At 63.8% G+C, this 13,281-nt stretch carries 14 protein-coding genes; 6 read left to right on the top strand and 8 right to left on the bottom strand.

The features are described 5' to 3' along the window. Positions 1-176: 176 nt before the first annotated feature. A complete protein-coding gene (cysE, locus tag NKH78_RS13680; protein ID WP_352739716.1) occupies positions 177-1,025 on the bottom strand; it encodes a serine O-acetyltransferase in 849 nt (282 codons plus the stop codon). A gap of 153 nt (positions 1,026-1,178) precedes the next feature. Here cysE and NKH78_RS13675 point away from each other — a divergent pair, with 153 nt between their 5' ends. Beyond that, the gene (locus NKH78_RS13675) at positions 1,179-1,778 is read left to right on the top strand and encodes an HD domain-containing protein (protein ID WP_352739714.1); all 600 of its coding nucleotides are present in this window, start codon (positions 1,179-1,181) and stop codon (positions 1,776-1,778) included. Positions 1,779-1,817: 39 nt separating this feature from the next. Here the strand turns inward: NKH78_RS13675 and NKH78_RS13670 are convergent, their stop codons facing one another. The 4 genes from NKH78_RS13670 to NKH78_RS13655 all read right to left on the bottom strand — a co-directional run bounded on the left by NKH78_RS13670 (position 1,818) and on the right by NKH78_RS13655 (position 4,274). Then, the gene (locus NKH78_RS13670; RefSeq protein ID WP_352739712.1) at positions 1,818-2,189 is read right to left on the bottom strand and encodes a hypothetical protein; all 372 of its coding nucleotides are present in this window, start codon (positions 2,187-2,189) and stop codon (positions 1,818-1,820) included. A 134-nt stretch (positions 2,190-2,323) separates the two neighbouring features. Further along, positions 2,324-3,091, bottom strand: a complete 768-nt coding sequence (locus NKH78_RS13665) for an alpha/beta fold hydrolase (protein WP_352739710.1) — start codon at positions 3,089-3,091, stop codon at positions 2,324-2,326. 24 nt (positions 3,092-3,115) lie between these two features. Continuing rightward, positions 3,116-3,679 carry a DUF192 domain-containing protein gene (locus NKH78_RS13660; protein WP_352509414.1) on the bottom strand — a complete coding sequence of 188 codons (564 nt, stop codon included), beginning with the start codon at positions 3,677-3,679 and terminating at the stop codon, positions 3,116-3,118. Between the two features lie 19 nt (positions 3,680-3,698). Continuing rightward, positions 3,699-4,274, bottom strand: a complete 576-nt coding sequence (locus tag NKH78_RS13655; protein ID WP_352739759.1) for a cold-shock protein — start codon at positions 4,272-4,274, stop codon at positions 3,699-3,701. A gap of 236 nt (positions 4,275-4,510) precedes the next feature. On the opposite strand from NKH78_RS13655, the gene gloA reads away from it, so the two are divergent. Together gloA and NKH78_RS13645 are read left to right on the top strand one after the other, a co-directional pair. Further along, a complete protein-coding gene (gene gloA / locus NKH78_RS13650; RefSeq protein ID WP_352509416.1) occupies positions 4,511-4,951 on the top strand; it encodes a lactoylglutathione lyase in 441 nt (146 codons plus the stop codon). Positions 4,952-5,028: 77 nt separating this feature from the next. Next, positions 5,029-5,322 (top strand): DUF2218 domain-containing protein, encoded by a 294-nt coding sequence (locus NKH78_RS13645; RefSeq protein WP_254817703.1) that lies wholly within the window; start codon positions 5,029-5,031, stop codon positions 5,320-5,322. An 8-nt stretch (positions 5,323-5,330) separates the two neighbouring features. On the opposite strand, the gene NKH78_RS13640 is transcribed toward NKH78_RS13645, so the two are convergent. Next, positions 5,331-5,903, bottom strand: coding sequence for a DUF1697 domain-containing protein (locus tag NKH78_RS13640; RefSeq protein ID WP_352739708.1), 573 nt, complete (start codon positions 5,901-5,903; stop codon positions 5,331-5,333). Further along, complete coding sequence (gene ilvA / locus NKH78_RS13635; RefSeq protein WP_352739706.1) at positions 5,900-7,156, bottom strand: threonine ammonia-lyase IlvA; 1,257 nt, start codon at positions 7,154-7,156, stop codon at positions 5,900-5,902. The genes NKH78_RS13640 and ilvA overlap by 4 nt, the downstream gene beginning before the upstream one ends. Before the next feature lie 127 nt (positions 7,157-7,283). On the opposite strand from ilvA, the gene NKH78_RS13630 reads away from it, so the two are divergent. The 3 genes from NKH78_RS13630 (at position 7,284) to NKH78_RS13620 (ending at position 11,159) form a co-directional block, all read left to right on the top strand. After that, positions 7,284-8,687, top strand: coding sequence for an aminopeptidase P family N-terminal domain-containing protein (locus NKH78_RS13630; protein ID WP_352883089.1), 1,404 nt, complete (start codon positions 7,284-7,286; stop codon positions 8,685-8,687). 102 nt (positions 8,688-8,789) lie between these two features. Continuing rightward, the gene (locus NKH78_RS13625) at positions 8,790-9,863 is read left to right on the top strand and encodes an alpha/beta hydrolase (RefSeq protein WP_254817699.1); all 1,074 of its coding nucleotides are present in this window, start codon (positions 8,790-8,792) and stop codon (positions 9,861-9,863) included. Positions 9,864-9,995: 132 nt separating this feature from the next. Further along, complete coding sequence (locus NKH78_RS13620) at positions 9,996-11,159, top strand: alpha/beta hydrolase (protein ID WP_352739700.1); 1,164 nt, start codon at positions 9,996-9,998, stop codon at positions 11,157-11,159. A gap of 19 nt (positions 11,160-11,178) precedes the next feature. Here the strand turns inward: NKH78_RS13620 and ade are convergent, their stop codons facing one another. Then, the gene (gene ade / locus NKH78_RS13615; RefSeq protein WP_352883086.1) at positions 11,179-12,990 is read right to left on the bottom strand and encodes an adenine deaminase; all 1,812 of its coding nucleotides are present in this window, start codon (positions 12,988-12,990) and stop codon (positions 11,179-11,181) included. Between the last annotated feature and the right edge of the window lie 291 nt (positions 12,991-13,281).

Raw genomic sequence — 13,281 nt, 5'->3', positions numbered from 1 at the left:
GCGTCTGAAGAGATCGATGCGACGCGCTTTGAATCTTGCTTCATCCATGTCGCTATCCCAAAACCGCTGGGCACTTTTGGGCGACATGCATTGGTGAGCGCGCTTCTGGCACGTCGACAATGGCCATGTAAAGGCAAGCCGGCATAGGGGGCAGGAATTCAGCCCTGCCCGAGCACTCAGATGTCGAAGCTGACGACGTGGTCCATCGTCTGCGATGGCAACAGCTGGTCCATCTGCCGCGACGGCTGATCGCAGCCGGTCTCGCCGACGACGCGGGCCGGCACGCCGGCAACCGTCTTGTTGTGCGGCACCGGCGACAGCACCACCGAGCCGGCCGCGATCTTCGAGCAATGGCCGATCTCGATGCTGCCGAGGATCTTGGCGCCGGCGCCGATCAGCACGCCGTAGCGGATCTTGGGGTGGCGGTCGCCGCCGGCCTTGCCGGTGCCGCCCAGCGTGACGCCGTGCAGGATCGACACGTCGTCCTCGATCACCGCCGTCTGGCCGACGACGAGGCCGGTGGCGTGGTCGAGGAAGATGCCCTTGCCGATGCGGGCGGCCGGATTGATGTCGGTCTGGAACACCGAGGACGACCGGCTCTGCAAATACAGCGCAAAATCCTGGCGGCCCTGGTTCCACAGCCAATGCGCCAGCCGGTGCGTCTGGATGGCATGAAAACCCTTGAAGTAGAGCACCGGCATGATGAAGCGGTCGCAGGCCGGATCGCGGTCGTAATAGGCCTGGATGTCGACGCGCACCGTCGTCGACCAATCCTTGTCGTCGGCCGCCATTGCCTTGAATGTCTGGCGAATGAGGTCGGAGCCGATGTCCTGGTGGGCGAGGCGCTCGGCCAGCCGGTGAATGACCGCTTCTTCCAGGTTTTCCTGGTTGAGGATGGTCGAATAGAGGAACGCCGCCAGCAGCGGATCGCGGTTGACCGCTTCCATCGCTTCATCGCGGATCGAACGCCAGATCGGATCTACCGGCTGCACCATGGTGGGACGGGAAATCGTAACGCTGTTCATCTGATGTCTCCGGCCATCCAATGTCATCCACTGTCTCGGTTGGCGGCTTGCCTATTCTCCGGCCGCACCTATAAGCCAGATCATAGCACGGGTGAACTCAATTTTCCTTAGTGCTTCGTCAAATGGATTTGGTTGGCGGAATTTCAAGCAGCCATGGAAAACCCAACCTTGATGGACGAGACCCTGAAGCGCGAGCTTTCCGCGCTCTATGCGGCCGAAGATCGCCACTACCACGACCTTGGCCATATCGAGGCGATGCTGGCGCTAGCCAACGATTACAAGGCATTGCTGCATGATCCTGAAGCAGTCGAAGCGGCGATCTGGTTCCACGACGCGATCTACGACAGCCGCGCCAAGGACAATGAGGCGAGGAGTGCCGCACTTGCCGAGGAGAAGCTCGCCGGCCGCTCCGACGCACAACGCATCGGTCGCATTGCGGCGATGATCACTGCCACTGCCAGCCACGAATTGCCGCCCCTTGACGATCAACATTCGGTTCGTGACGCGGCGCTGTTCCTCGACATGGACCTGGCGATCCTGGGTGCCGCGCCCGACGTGTTCGACGCCTACGAACAGGCGGTTCGCCGCGAATACCAGTGGGTCGATGAGCCGATGTGGCGGGCCGGCCGTGCCGCCGTCCTGAAGGGCTTCCTCGCGCGCCCGCATATCTTTCACAGCGAGGAGTTCCGCCGGCGCTTCGAAACGCGGGCCAAGCAAAACATTGCACGCTCGCTCAGGGCGCTTGGATCGTAGCTCGCGTCGCTCCCTTGCGTCCGGGAGATTTGCCCGAAATCAGGTGAACGCGCCAAAAGTCGATGCCATTCCCCACAACATGAACACCCCAGCCGCCAGCGACGCACCATTGACCACGATGCCAGCCAGGCCGAGCACACGATTGTCGTTTGGGGGACCAACGGCCATCAACCCGAAGACCACTCCCGTAAGATGTGCCAAAGGCCCGGCCAGAAAAAATACCGCAGCGAAGAAGCCCGTCGCACTGTTCTGGAGCAGTGGAGACGCGTCGCTCGGCATTGCTATCAACGCGGTGATCGCCATCGCCCCTGCCGCTAAAGCAGCCAGCGCTAGAACAACGGACCATTCGCCGAACGTGCCTTTTGCAATGACGCCCGGCAAAGCGGCGTCGGTCCTTCCCCATTGTGCCATGATACCCCCTGCCCTCCGTTCAGCGCATGGCGGGTTTGAACCGATCCACACGTCGCGCTTATTTACTCCTGTATCGTTGCAAAACCGCTAAGGACCCCAGCTTCAGGCGCAATGGTCGCTTTGGGAGCCGTCCATCAAAGCGGATGCTCGGCATAAAACTCCAGCACGCGCTGCTTGAAGGCCTTGTCGCCGACCGCCAGCATATGGTCGCGGCCTTCGATGTGAAAAGCCCTGGCGTTGGGCATCAGAGCGGCGAGTTCATCCGGCGAGCCGCCGATGTCGTCCTTGGTGCCAACGGCGATCAGCGTCGGCTGGGCAATGCGGGCAATGTCGGCCTCGCTCAGCAATTCGCGCGAGGTGGCGATGCAGGCGGCGAGCGCCCGGCGATCGCTGCGGGTCTGATCGGCGAAGGCGCGGAACGAGCGGCCGCGCGGATCGCTGGTGCCTGCCGGATCGTCGGCCAGAAGGGCGTCGGCTATAGGATCCCAGTCGCCAACGCCGGCGACCATGCCGACGCCGAGGCCGCCGAAGACCAGCGTCGCCACCTTGTCCGGGTTGGAGAGCGCCAGGAACGCCGATATGCGCGCGCCCATCGAATAACCCATGACATGGGCGCGTTCGATGCCGAGATGGTTCAAAAGCGCTGCCGCGTCGGACGCCATTTTTGCCGGCGTGTAGTCGGCTTCGTCATAGCTCTTCGACGACGAGCCGTGGCCGCGATTGTCGAAGGCGATCGCACGGTAGCCGGCATCGTTCAGCGTCTTGAACCAGCCGGGCGACACCCAGTTGACGTAATGGCTCGAGGCAAAGCCGTGGATCATCAGCACCGGATCGCCCTGCCCCGACGCCGGTTGGCGATCAAGGAAAGCAAGGTCGAAACCATCATGGGAGAAGAACTGCATCGGCCGAAGATCCTGCCCGTTCGTTCAGTCGGAATCGACACTCGGCGCGTCGCCCTTGTCGGGCGGCGGCATGGCCGGCCCAGGCGCCGTGCCGATGGCCGGATGGCGCAGCAGGTCGCCGTCCTTAATGCCCTTTTTGGCGGCGGTGCCTGCCTTGAGCTCGAGCACGAAGCGCACCGGTTCGTCCGGCGAGATGATCGCCTCCGACTGCGGCTCGCCCTGCTTGATCGCCCGGATCCGGCCGTCCTGGCCGACGAAGATCAGGTCGAGCGGCATCGGCGTGTTCTTCATCCAGAAGCTCACATCCTGCGGCGCACCGAACACGAACAGCATGCCGTGATTGTCGGCCATGTGCCGGCGGAACATCAGGCCGGCCTCGCGCTCGGCGGGCGTGTCGGCAATTTCGACGGAGAAAGAACGCTCGCCGGCCTTCGTCACCGCGACCAGCGGCGCCGGGTCGACGGGAAGGATCATCGCCTTGCCGCCGGCCGAACTCGGTTGCTGAAAATAGAAGAAGGCACTTGCGGCGACGATGAGGAAAATCCCGGCGCAGAGCGCGCCCGCCGTCAGCCGGTTCCTGTGAGCCATATGAAATCCTCGACCGGAACTAATGCGAGACCGGCAAGGTACCCATATCGGGGTGAATTTCGGCAGCCATAAGGCCTTTGTCGCCGCGTCCGAAGCGGACCAGCACCACCTGGCCCGGGCGGAGTTCGGTGATGCCGTAGCGGCGCAGCGTCTCCATGTGGACGAAAATATCCTCGGTGCCCTCGCCCCGGGTCAGAAAGCCGAACCCTTTGGTGCGGTTGAACCATTTCACCAGCGCCCGTTCGAGGCCGCTTTCCGGCGTCACCGCGACATGGGTGCGCTGCTCCTGCATCTCCGCCGGATGCACCGCCGTGGTGACATCCATCGAGAGCACGCGGAAGGCCTGCAGCCCGCGCTCGCCCTGCTTGACCAGGCAGACGACACGGGCGCCTTCAAGCGCGGTCTGAAAACCGTCCTTTCGAAGGCATGTCACATGGAGGAGGATGTCGCCCGAAGTACCATCATCGGGAAGGATGAACCCGTAGCCCTTGGCTACGTCGAACCATTTGATGGCGCCAGCGATTTCGATGAGATCGGCCGTATCGGCGCTCTCATCCCGCTTCAACGCATCGCTACCGGCCCCGTCCCGCCCCATGAAAGAGGCCTTTTCCCCCATAAGAACGCCCCCTTTTTTCAAGAAACACTGCAACTGATTCTTGGTATCAGATTAACACCGCGGCTTCCGGTGTGTGCAAGACCTGACCTGCCTTTTTTCACGGTTCCATACAGGAATAGCGGATTTGCCGTTTGCCGGCGCTGGCAAGCGTGGCCGATTGCCCTTTGGCCGGGCCGCCCCTATGGTGCGCCGCAACGCAACATAAGGAGGAAATCATGCGCTATCTGCACACCATGGTCCGCATCGCCGACATCGATGCTTCGCTCGATTTCTACTGCAACAAGCTTGGCCTCAAGGAAGTGCGCCGCCATGAAAACGAGCAGGGCCGCTACACGCTGATCTTCCTCGCCGCGCCCGAAGACGAGCAGAGCGGCATCTCCGAAAAGGCGCCGCTGATCGAGCTGACCTACAATTGGGACCCGGAAGACTACAAGGGCGGCCGCAATTTCGGCCATCTTGCCTATGAGGTCGACGACATCTACGCCACCTGCCAGCGGCTGATGGACAATGGCGTTACCATCAACCGGCCGCCGCGCGACGGCAACATGGCGTTCGTCAAATCGCCGGACGGCATCTCGATCGAGCTGTTGCAGAAAGGCCCGGCCAAGCCAAAGGCCGAGCCGTGGGCGTCGATGCCGAACACCGGCAGCTGGTAGCCATCACGCTATCTTGAGCGGACGTCGGCGGGCCCTGGTTCGGTTTTCCCGTTCGCATTCCCAAGGAGAATTCATTCATGCCGGCCAGCCATGTCGACGTCGCCACCGAACATGCCAGCCGCTATCTGCAGCAGCTGTGCAAACATTGGGCGCACAAGTTTCCCGTCGAATTCGACCCGAACCATGGCACCATCGATCTGACGCTCGGCCGCACGGTTCTCGATGCCGACCCGGCTGCGCTGCACATTGCAGTGACGACCGATGAAGCCGGCTCGCTCGAGCGCCTGGAAACGGTCGTCGCCGAGCACATCAAGCGCTTCGCCTTCCGTGAAGAGCTGGCATTCGACTGGAAACGCGCTCCGGCCGCGTAGACGACCTGTCAACCGCCGGCCTTGGCCGTGTCCAGCAGCATCAGCACGGTGCGCCAATTGCGCGCCGTGCAGGGCACCTTCAGAACGCGCGGGATGAGATTGGCAAAGACCGATTTGCCGAGGCCGTCGGGCGCATGCAGGTAGAGCACGTCGCCCTTGATCTCGAAGCGTTCGGGCCCGGTGCATTTTTCCGCCAGACGGGCCACCTCCTCGGCGGTCGGCCGGCGCTCCAGCGCATAAGCATGCAGCTTGGTCGGCTCGCCGGCCACTTCCGGATAGGGATTGTCCGCCGCCAGCCGCTCGAGCCAGCCGAGATCGCGCACCATGATGCGCGAATGGAAGCCCCATTTCTTCTCGAATTCCGCTTCCAGCCGCCTGGTCAGCATCGCCGCATCGCCGTCTGGCGACCGGAACACGGCGTTGCCGCTCTGCACATGGGTGGCGATATCGGAGAAGCCGAGCTGCTCCAAGAATGACCTGAGCTCCGCCATCTTGACGATGCGGTTGCCGCCGACATTGATGCCGGAAAACAGCGCGATAAAAACCTTCGCCTGAGTGCTCGGAAGATCGTTGCTGCTCATATGATGAACCCGGCGAGCGTCTCGTTGTCGGTGATGTCCTGGTAATGGACGCTCTCGGCGTCGAAATTCGCCTTGAGCAGGTCGAAATTGCGGCGGTCCTTGGTTTCGATGCCGATCAGCACCGAGCCGAAATTGCGCGCCGATTTCTTCAGATATTCGAAGCGGGCGATGTCGTCGTCAGGACCAAGCAATTCGAGGAAATCGCGCAACGCGCCGGGCCGCTGCGGAAAGCGGATGATGAAGTATTTCTTCAAGCCCTCGAAGCGCAGCGCCCGTTCCTTCACATCCGGCAGCCGCTCGAAATCGAAATTGCCGCCAGACACCACGGCGACGATGGTCTTGCCCCTGATTTCCTTTTTGGAAAAATCCTTGAGCGCATCGATCGCCAGCGCACCGGCCGGCTCGAGCACGACGCCTTCGACATTGAGCATTTCGATCATGGTCGCGCAGAGCCGGTTTTCCGGGATCAGCCGCACCGCATCGGCAGCAAACTCCTTGAGGTGGCGCAACGGCTCGCGGCCGATCTCGGCCACCGCCGCGCCGTCGACGAAATTGTCGACCTTGGCGAGCTTGACCCGCTTTCCGGCGGCAAGGCTCTCGCTCAGGCTCGGGGCGCCGGCCGGCTCGCAAAAGACGAAACGTGTTTCACGCAGCTGGTCGGCGAAATAATGGGTGACGCCGGCGGCCAGGCCGCCGCCGCCGACCGGCAGCATGACGATATCAGCCATGTGCGCGCCGGGCATCTGGCCTGATATCTCGTAGGCGACCGTCGCCTGCCCCTCGATGATGTCCTTGTGGTCGAAAGGCGGCACCATGTGCGCGCCGGCAGTTTCGGTGAATTCGAGTGCCGCGCGGTAGCAGTCGTCGAAAAAATCGCCGACCAGCCTGATCTCGACGAACTCGCCGCCGAACAGCCGCGTCTTGTCGATCTTCTGCTGCGGCGTGGTCACCGGCATGAAGACGACGCCCTTCTTGCCGAAATGGCGGCAGACGAAGGCAAAGCCCTGCGCGTGATTGCCGGCCGAGGCGCAGACGAACAGCTCGGCAGCGTTGCCGGCGGCAAGCGTCTTGCGGAAGAAGTTGAAGGCGCCGCGGATCTTGTAGGAGCGCACCGGCGTCAGGTCCTCGCGCTTCAGCAGCACCCGCGCGCCGCTCTTCTTCGACAGATAGTCGTTTTCCTGCAGCGGCGTTTCCGGAAACATCTCGCGGATCGCGGCAGCGGCGGCAGCGACGCGAGAGGAGAAACTGGTCATGGCAAGAGCACCCCACAGGCTAGCCGAATTCGGTCCCGCTATTGCATATCCGGCTTCACGAAGCCATTGTCCGGCCACCCTGAAAGGGTGTTCCCAAAACCTCGTTGGCCGTTAGGAGCGTCTGTTCATGCCTGTCGCATCGGTGGCCCAGAAAACCGTGTCGCTGCCGGAGTTCGGCGAGCCGACGGTGATGCCGCTGGTTCCGCGCGCCACCTATGAGGCCCGCATCGCGGCACTGGTTACACGCGGCGGCGAAGCGGGGTTCGACGCGTTCGTCGTCTATGGCGACCGCGAACATGCCGCCAATGTCGCCTATCTCTGCGGCTACGATCCGCGCTTCGAGGAGACGCTGCTGGTCATCGTTCCCGGCAAGCCGCCGAAACTGCTGGTCGGCAATGAGGGCTGGGGCTATGCCGAGATCTGCGACGGGCCTTACGAGCGCGTGCTCTATCAGACGTTCTCGCTGCCGGCGCAGCCGCGCGACCGCTCGCAGGCGCTTCCCAACATTCTTGCCGATTGCGGCCTGAAAGCTGGCCAGCGCATCGGCGCCATCGGCTGGAAACCGTTCGGCCCCGGCGATGCCGGTTTTGGTGAAACGACGCTCGACCTGCCGTCCTTCATCGCCGACACGCTACGCACGCTTGCCGGCGATAGGGGCGTGATCGTCAACGCGGCAAACCTTTTGATGAACCCTGCCGACGGCCTGCGCGCCATCAACGAGGCCGACCAGTTGGCCGCGTTCGAATTCGCCGCGACCTATTCCTCGCAAGGCCTGCGCAATGTCCTACAGGTCATCGAACCCGGCATGACCGAATTGCGGGCGGCGCGGCTGATGGGCATCAACGGCCTGCCGCAATGCTGTCACCCGATGCTGTCGGCCGGCAGGCGCGCGGCCTATGGCCTGCCAAGCCCGCGCCTCGAAATCATCAAGCGCGGCGACCCGATCACCATGGCCTACGGCATCCATGGCTCGCTCAACGCCCGCGCCGGTTTTCTGGTCGAGGGCGCGGCCGAACTTCCAAGGAGCATCCAGGACTATGTCGAGAAACTGGTCGCGCCCTATTTCTGCGCCGTCGTCGACTGGTATGAGACGGTCGGCATCGGCGTTCCCGGCGGCGCGCTGTGGCAGGCGGTGCACGACCGGATCGGCGATCCGTTCTTCGGCGTGTCGCTCAATCCCGGCCATCTCATCCATATCGACGAATGGATGCATTCGCCGGTATTTTCCGGCTCCGACATCAGATTGAGGTCTGGCATGGCCTTGCAGGTCGACATCATCCCGGCGACCGGCACCGATTATTTCACCACCAACATCGAGGACGGGATCGCGCTGGCCGACGAGGCGCTGCGCGAAGAGATCGCCGCGCGCTATCCCGAAGCCTGGCGCCGCATCGAGGCGCGCCGCGCCTTCATGACCGACGTGCTTGGCATAAGACTGAAGCCGGAAGTGCTGCCGTTTTCCAACATCCCGGCGTTCCTGCCGCCGTTCTGGCTTTCGCGCAACAGTGCGATGGCCGTCGCGAGGCACTGAGCGCATTTCGGCATCCGCGACTTACTTCTGCCGCACTTCGCCTGTCCGGGAGGGGCGGCGGAGGTGGATGGCCTTTGGTCAGGCCGGAGTGGAATTGCTTAAGTGCCCTTGAAGACGATTTGCATCATTGTCCTTGCCGCGCTGCTCGCCGGCTGCGGTGGCCGCCAAACCGAGGAACTGCTCGGCAGCGCCATGATGGCGGTGCCGGTGACGGAAATCGCCGGCAACCACTCGATCTTCATCGCAACGACGCGCAAGCGCTCCGACGATCCCAACAAGGTCTTCGACGGCGAGCGGTCGGCGACGCTGAACTATGCCCGCGTCAACGTCACCGTCCCCGGCATCCACAAGACAGGCCAGATCGAGCGGCGCTCGCGCGGCAAGTCGGACGATCCGGCCAAATACTTCATGGCTTCCGAGGTTGTCGGATACGACACCCAGCCGAAATTCTCCAGTGCGCTCAGCGCCGACATCGCGGCGCGCGGCGGCCGCGTCATGGTCTTCGTCCACGGCTACAACACCGGCTTCGACGATGCGGTCTACCGCGTCACGCAGATCACCCATGATTCCGGCTATCCGGGCACGCCGGTGCTGTTTTCCTGGGCGTCGGGCGCCAAGACCACCGACTATGTCTACGACAAGGAAAGCGCCAGCGTTGCCCGCGACCAGCTGGAAGTGACGCTGAGAATGCTGGCGCAGACCGGCGCGCGGCGCATCGACATCGTTGCCCATTCGCTGGGGACCTGGGTCACCATGGAGGCGCTGCGCCAGCTCGCCATCACTGGCGACCGCGATCTCGGCGGCAAGCTCGGCGACGTCGTGCTGGCCTCGCCCGACATCGACGTCGACGTGTTCAAGAGCCAGATGCGCCGCTACGGCAAGCCGGACAAGCCGTTCATCCTGCTGCTCTCCGACGACGACCGGGCGCTCAGGCTGTCCGGCCTGATCGCCGGCGCGCGGCCGCGCGTCGGCGACTACAAGGACGCCGCCGACCTCGCCAGCTATGGCGTCTCGGTCGTCGACCTCTCCAGCGTCAAGGGAGCCGACCGCTTCAACCACACCAAGTTCGCTGACAATCCGGAATTGGTGCAGTTGATCGGCCAGAAGCTGCGCGAGGATGACGGGTTTGCCAGCGACCGCGAGGTGACCGACCGGATTGCCTCGGTCGGACAATAGCTGCATTGCGCGGCAGTCGTTGTTGACCATTGCCGCACCATCGGAACAGTTTGAACTGGACCGTGCCGGCCTCTGCCTCTATCGAATAGGCCAAGACGTCTCCGGCTCGACGTCGCCTTTGCGGGAGCCCGCGTGATCGTGCCTTCGAAGATCTTTCTCGTCGTTGCGTTCGCGCTCGCGCTGGCAGGCTGCGCCGGCCAGAACACGCACGATCTGCTCAACAAGACGACGATCATCGTGCCTGCTTCGGACATTGCGGCGACGCACAAGATCTTCGTCGCCACAACCCGGCAAAGGGCAACGAAGGAGCCCCGGCAGGTGTTCGACGGCGACCGTTCGCCGAGCACCAGCTTTGCCAGCGTCGAGGTGACGGTGCCGAAGGTGCATCAGGTCGGTGCCATCGAACGGGTCAAGGGCTCGGCCAACAGCAATCCGGCGAAGGATTTCACGGCGACCGGCGTCACCTTCTACGAAGGCGCGCCGCAATTCGCCAAGGCGGTCGGCGCCGACATCGCCCTGCGCGGCGACCGCGCGCTGGTTTTCGTGCACGGCTTCAACAACGGTTTCGACGACGGCATCTACCGGCTGACGCAGATCGCGCACGACACGAAATACCCCGGCACGCCGGTGCTGTTTTCGTGGGCGTCGAGCGGCAAGACGACCGGCTACATCTACGACAAGGAAAGCGCCAATGCGGCGCGCGACGATCTCGAAGCTACGCTGCGCATGCTCGCCAAGAGCCGCGCCAAGAGCATCGACATCATTGCCCATTCGATGGGGACCTGGGTGACGATGGAAGCGTTGCGCCAGCTTGCGATCACCGGCGACCGCGACCTCGGCGGCAAGCTCGGCTACGTCATCCTGGCTTCGCCCGACATCGACGTCGACGTGTTCAAGAAGCAGATGATCCGCTACGGCAAGCCCGACAAGCCGTTCGCCGTGCTGCTTTCGGGCGACGACCGGGCGCTCAGGCTGTCGACCCTGATCTCCGGCGACAAGCCGCGCGTTGGCGACTATGGCGACGCGGCCGACCTCGCCAGCTATGGCGTCTCGGTGGTCGACCTGACCAAGACCAAGGGCGGCGACCGGTTGAACCACGCCAAATTCGCCGACAACCCGTTCCTGGTGCAGCTGCTCGGCGACCGCCTGCGCGCCCCGGCCGGTCTCGCCTCCGAAGAGACCGCGCCGGCCCAGCTCGACAATCTCGGCCAGGGCCTCGGCAAGGCCGTCGGCTCGGTCGCCGAAATCGTCATCACCACGCCGTTCAAAGTGCTGACCATCGCCACCGGCGGATGAATAGGCGCCCCGGCGGCGTTCAAACGAACAAATCAACCTTCTGGAAGGTCGTCACGTCGATCAGGCCGACGTCGGAAATCCTGAGCTCGGGGATGACGACCAGCGCCAGCAGCGAGTGCTGCATGTAGGCGTTGTTCAGCGAGCAGCCCATCTGGCGCATGGCGTCGCTGAGTTTGTCCGCCTTGGCGGCGACGATTTCCGCCCGCTCGTCCGACATCAGCCCGGCGATCGGCATTTCGACCAGCGCCAGTTCCTTGCCCTTGGAGAACAGCACGACGCCGCCGCCGACCTCACCCAGCCGGTTCACCGCCAATGCCATGTCCTGCTTGTTGGTGCCAACGACGATGATGTGGTGGGCATCATGCGCCACGCTGGAGGCCATGGCGCAGTCGCCGATATAGCCGAAGCCGGAGACGAAGGCGTTGGTGACGCCGCCGGTGCCCTTGTGGCGTTCGACCAGCGCGATCTGGCAGACATCGTTGCGGCGATCCATGGCAACCAGCCCGTCCTCGACGGCAAGATCGGCCTCCAGCGCCCGCGTCGGCGCCTGGTTTTCGATGACGCCGATGACCCGCACCCGCACTTCGTTGGCGCCTATCGGTGCCGCGATGTCGAAATCGCCTGCCTTGAGCTTCTTGCCGAGCTTGACGGTGTTCTTCGCCGTCCGCGGATAGTCGTAGGCCGGAATGTCGATTTCGAGCTTGCCGCCCTTGGCCAGCCTGACGCCGCGGCCATAGACCTCGTCGATGGTCATTTCGGCGAGGTCGGAGACGATCAGCAGATCGGCGAGCCGTCCCGGCGCTATCGAGCCGATCTCGCGCTCCAGCCGGAAATGCTGGGCGGTGTTGAGCGTCGCCATCTGGATCGCCGTCACCGGCTTCAAGCCCTGGTTGATGGCGTGGCGCACGACCCGGTCCATATGGCCTTCGTGCACCAGCGTGCCGGAGTGGCTGTCGTCGGTGCACAGGATGAAGTTGCGCGGGTCGAGCCCGCTCTCCGTCACCGCCTTGATCTGCGAGGCCACGTCATACCAGGCCGAACCCAGGCGCAGCATCGCCTTCATGCCCTGGCGGACGCGGGCGATGGCATCCTCGGCGCGCGTGCCTTCATGATCGTCCTCGGCGCCGCCGGCGACATAGCCGTGGAACGGCAGGCCGAGATCGCGCGAGGCATAGTGCCCGCCGACAGTCTTGCCGGCCCTCACCGTCGCCGCGATCTCGCCCGACATCACCGGATCATTGGCGACGACGCCCGGAAAATTCATCACCTCGCCGAGCCCGACGATGTTCTCCCAGGTCATCGCCTCGGCAACATCGGCGACGGTCAGCTCGGCGCCGGCATGTTCCAGCCCCGGTGCCGACGGCACACAGGACGGCATCTGCACATGCACGTTGACCGGCATGGCGACCGCCTCGTCATGCATCAGCCGCACGCCCGGCAGGCCGAGCACGTTGGCGATCTCATGCGGATCGATGAACATCGATGTGGTGCCGTGCGGGATCACCGCGCGGCAGAATTCCGTCACCGTCACCATGCCGCTCTCGACATGCATATGCGCGTCGCAAAGCCCCGGCACCAGGTAGCGGCCGCCGGCATCGACCACCTTGGTGCCCTGGCCGATGGCGTGGCCGGCATTCGGCCCGCAATAGGCAAAGCGACCGCCGGCGATGGCGATGTCGGTGCCGGCGATGATCTCGCCGGAATGAACGTTGACCCAGCGCCCGTTGCGGATGACGAGATCGGCGGGCTTGCGGCCCATGGCGACATCGACCAGATGCGTCGCCATCTCGGCCCAGGGTTTTGGTTTTGTCGCGTTGGCGGTCTTCGGCATCAACAGGCTCCCGTTTGCCCGACTGTGCCAAGCCGCGAGGGTTTTGACCAGCGAGGAAGCAAGCGCGGACGGCGAAGTTGCAGCTCTCCCCCCTTGAGGGGGAGATGTCGCCGAAGGCGACAGAGGGGGTCGCCGATCCACGCGCGACGACCCCCTCTGGCCTACCGGCCATCTCCCCCTCAAGGAGGTGTTTGGACCGGGGACATCGCGAACAGGTGTGCGAGGACATCGCGAACAGTTTGGCGCGCTTTGCGCTGGGGGGTTCGGGATGCCATTCGAGGACACGAGCGC

The organism is Mesorhizobium sp. M0910 (assembly GCF_040319465.1).
In the GTDB taxonomy this organism is placed as follows: domain Bacteria; phylum Pseudomonadota; class Alphaproteobacteria; order Rhizobiales; family Rhizobiaceae; genus Mesorhizobium.
The sequence above is the reverse complement of the archived record's forward strand: the minus strand, read 5'-3'. Positions and strand labels throughout refer to the sequence as shown.

What these genes read in the sequence shown, in the direction of transcription:
- cysE (WP_352739716.1), bottom strand. Translation starts at nt 1,025, where the DNA reads ATGAACAGCGTTACGATTTCCCGTCCCACCATGGTGCAGCCGGTAGAT.
- NKH78_RS13675 (WP_352739714.1), top strand. Translation starts at nt 1,179, where the DNA reads ATGGAAAACCCAACCTTGATGGACGAGACCCTGAAGCGCGAGCTTTCC.
- NKH78_RS13670 (WP_352739712.1), bottom strand. Translation starts at nt 2,189, where the DNA reads ATGGCACAATGGGGAAGGACCGACGCCGCTTTGCCGGGCGTCATTGCA.
- NKH78_RS13665 (WP_352739710.1), bottom strand. Translation starts at nt 3,091, where the DNA reads ATGCAGTTCTTCTCCCATGATGGTTTCGACCTTGCTTTCCTTGATCGC.
- NKH78_RS13660 (WP_352509414.1), bottom strand. Translation starts at nt 3,679, where the DNA reads ATGGCTCACAGGAACCGGCTGACGGCGGGCGCGCTCTGCGCCGGGATT.
- NKH78_RS13655 (WP_352739759.1), bottom strand. Translation starts at nt 4,274, where the DNA reads ATGGGGCGGGACGGGGCCGGTAGCGATGCGTTGAAGCGGGATGAGAGC.
- gloA (WP_352509416.1), top strand. Translation starts at nt 4,511, where the DNA reads ATGCGCTATCTGCACACCATGGTCCGCATCGCCGACATCGATGCTTCG.
- NKH78_RS13645 (WP_254817703.1), top strand. Translation starts at nt 5,029, where the DNA reads ATGCCGGCCAGCCATGTCGACGTCGCCACCGAACATGCCAGCCGCTAT.
- NKH78_RS13640 (WP_352739708.1), bottom strand. Translation starts at nt 5,903, where the DNA reads ATGAGCAGCAACGATCTTCCGAGCACTCAGGCGAAGGTTTTTATCGCG.
- ilvA (WP_352739706.1), bottom strand. Translation starts at nt 7,156, where the DNA reads ATGACCAGTTTCTCCTCTCGCGTCGCTGCCGCCGCTGCCGCGATCCGC.
- NKH78_RS13630 (WP_352883089.1), top strand. Translation starts at nt 7,284, where the DNA reads ATGCCTGTCGCATCGGTGGCCCAGAAAACCGTGTCGCTGCCGGAGTTC.
- ade (WP_352883086.1), bottom strand. Translation starts at nt 12,990, where the DNA reads ATGCCGAAGACCGCCAACGCGACAAAACCAAAACCCTGGGCCGAGATG.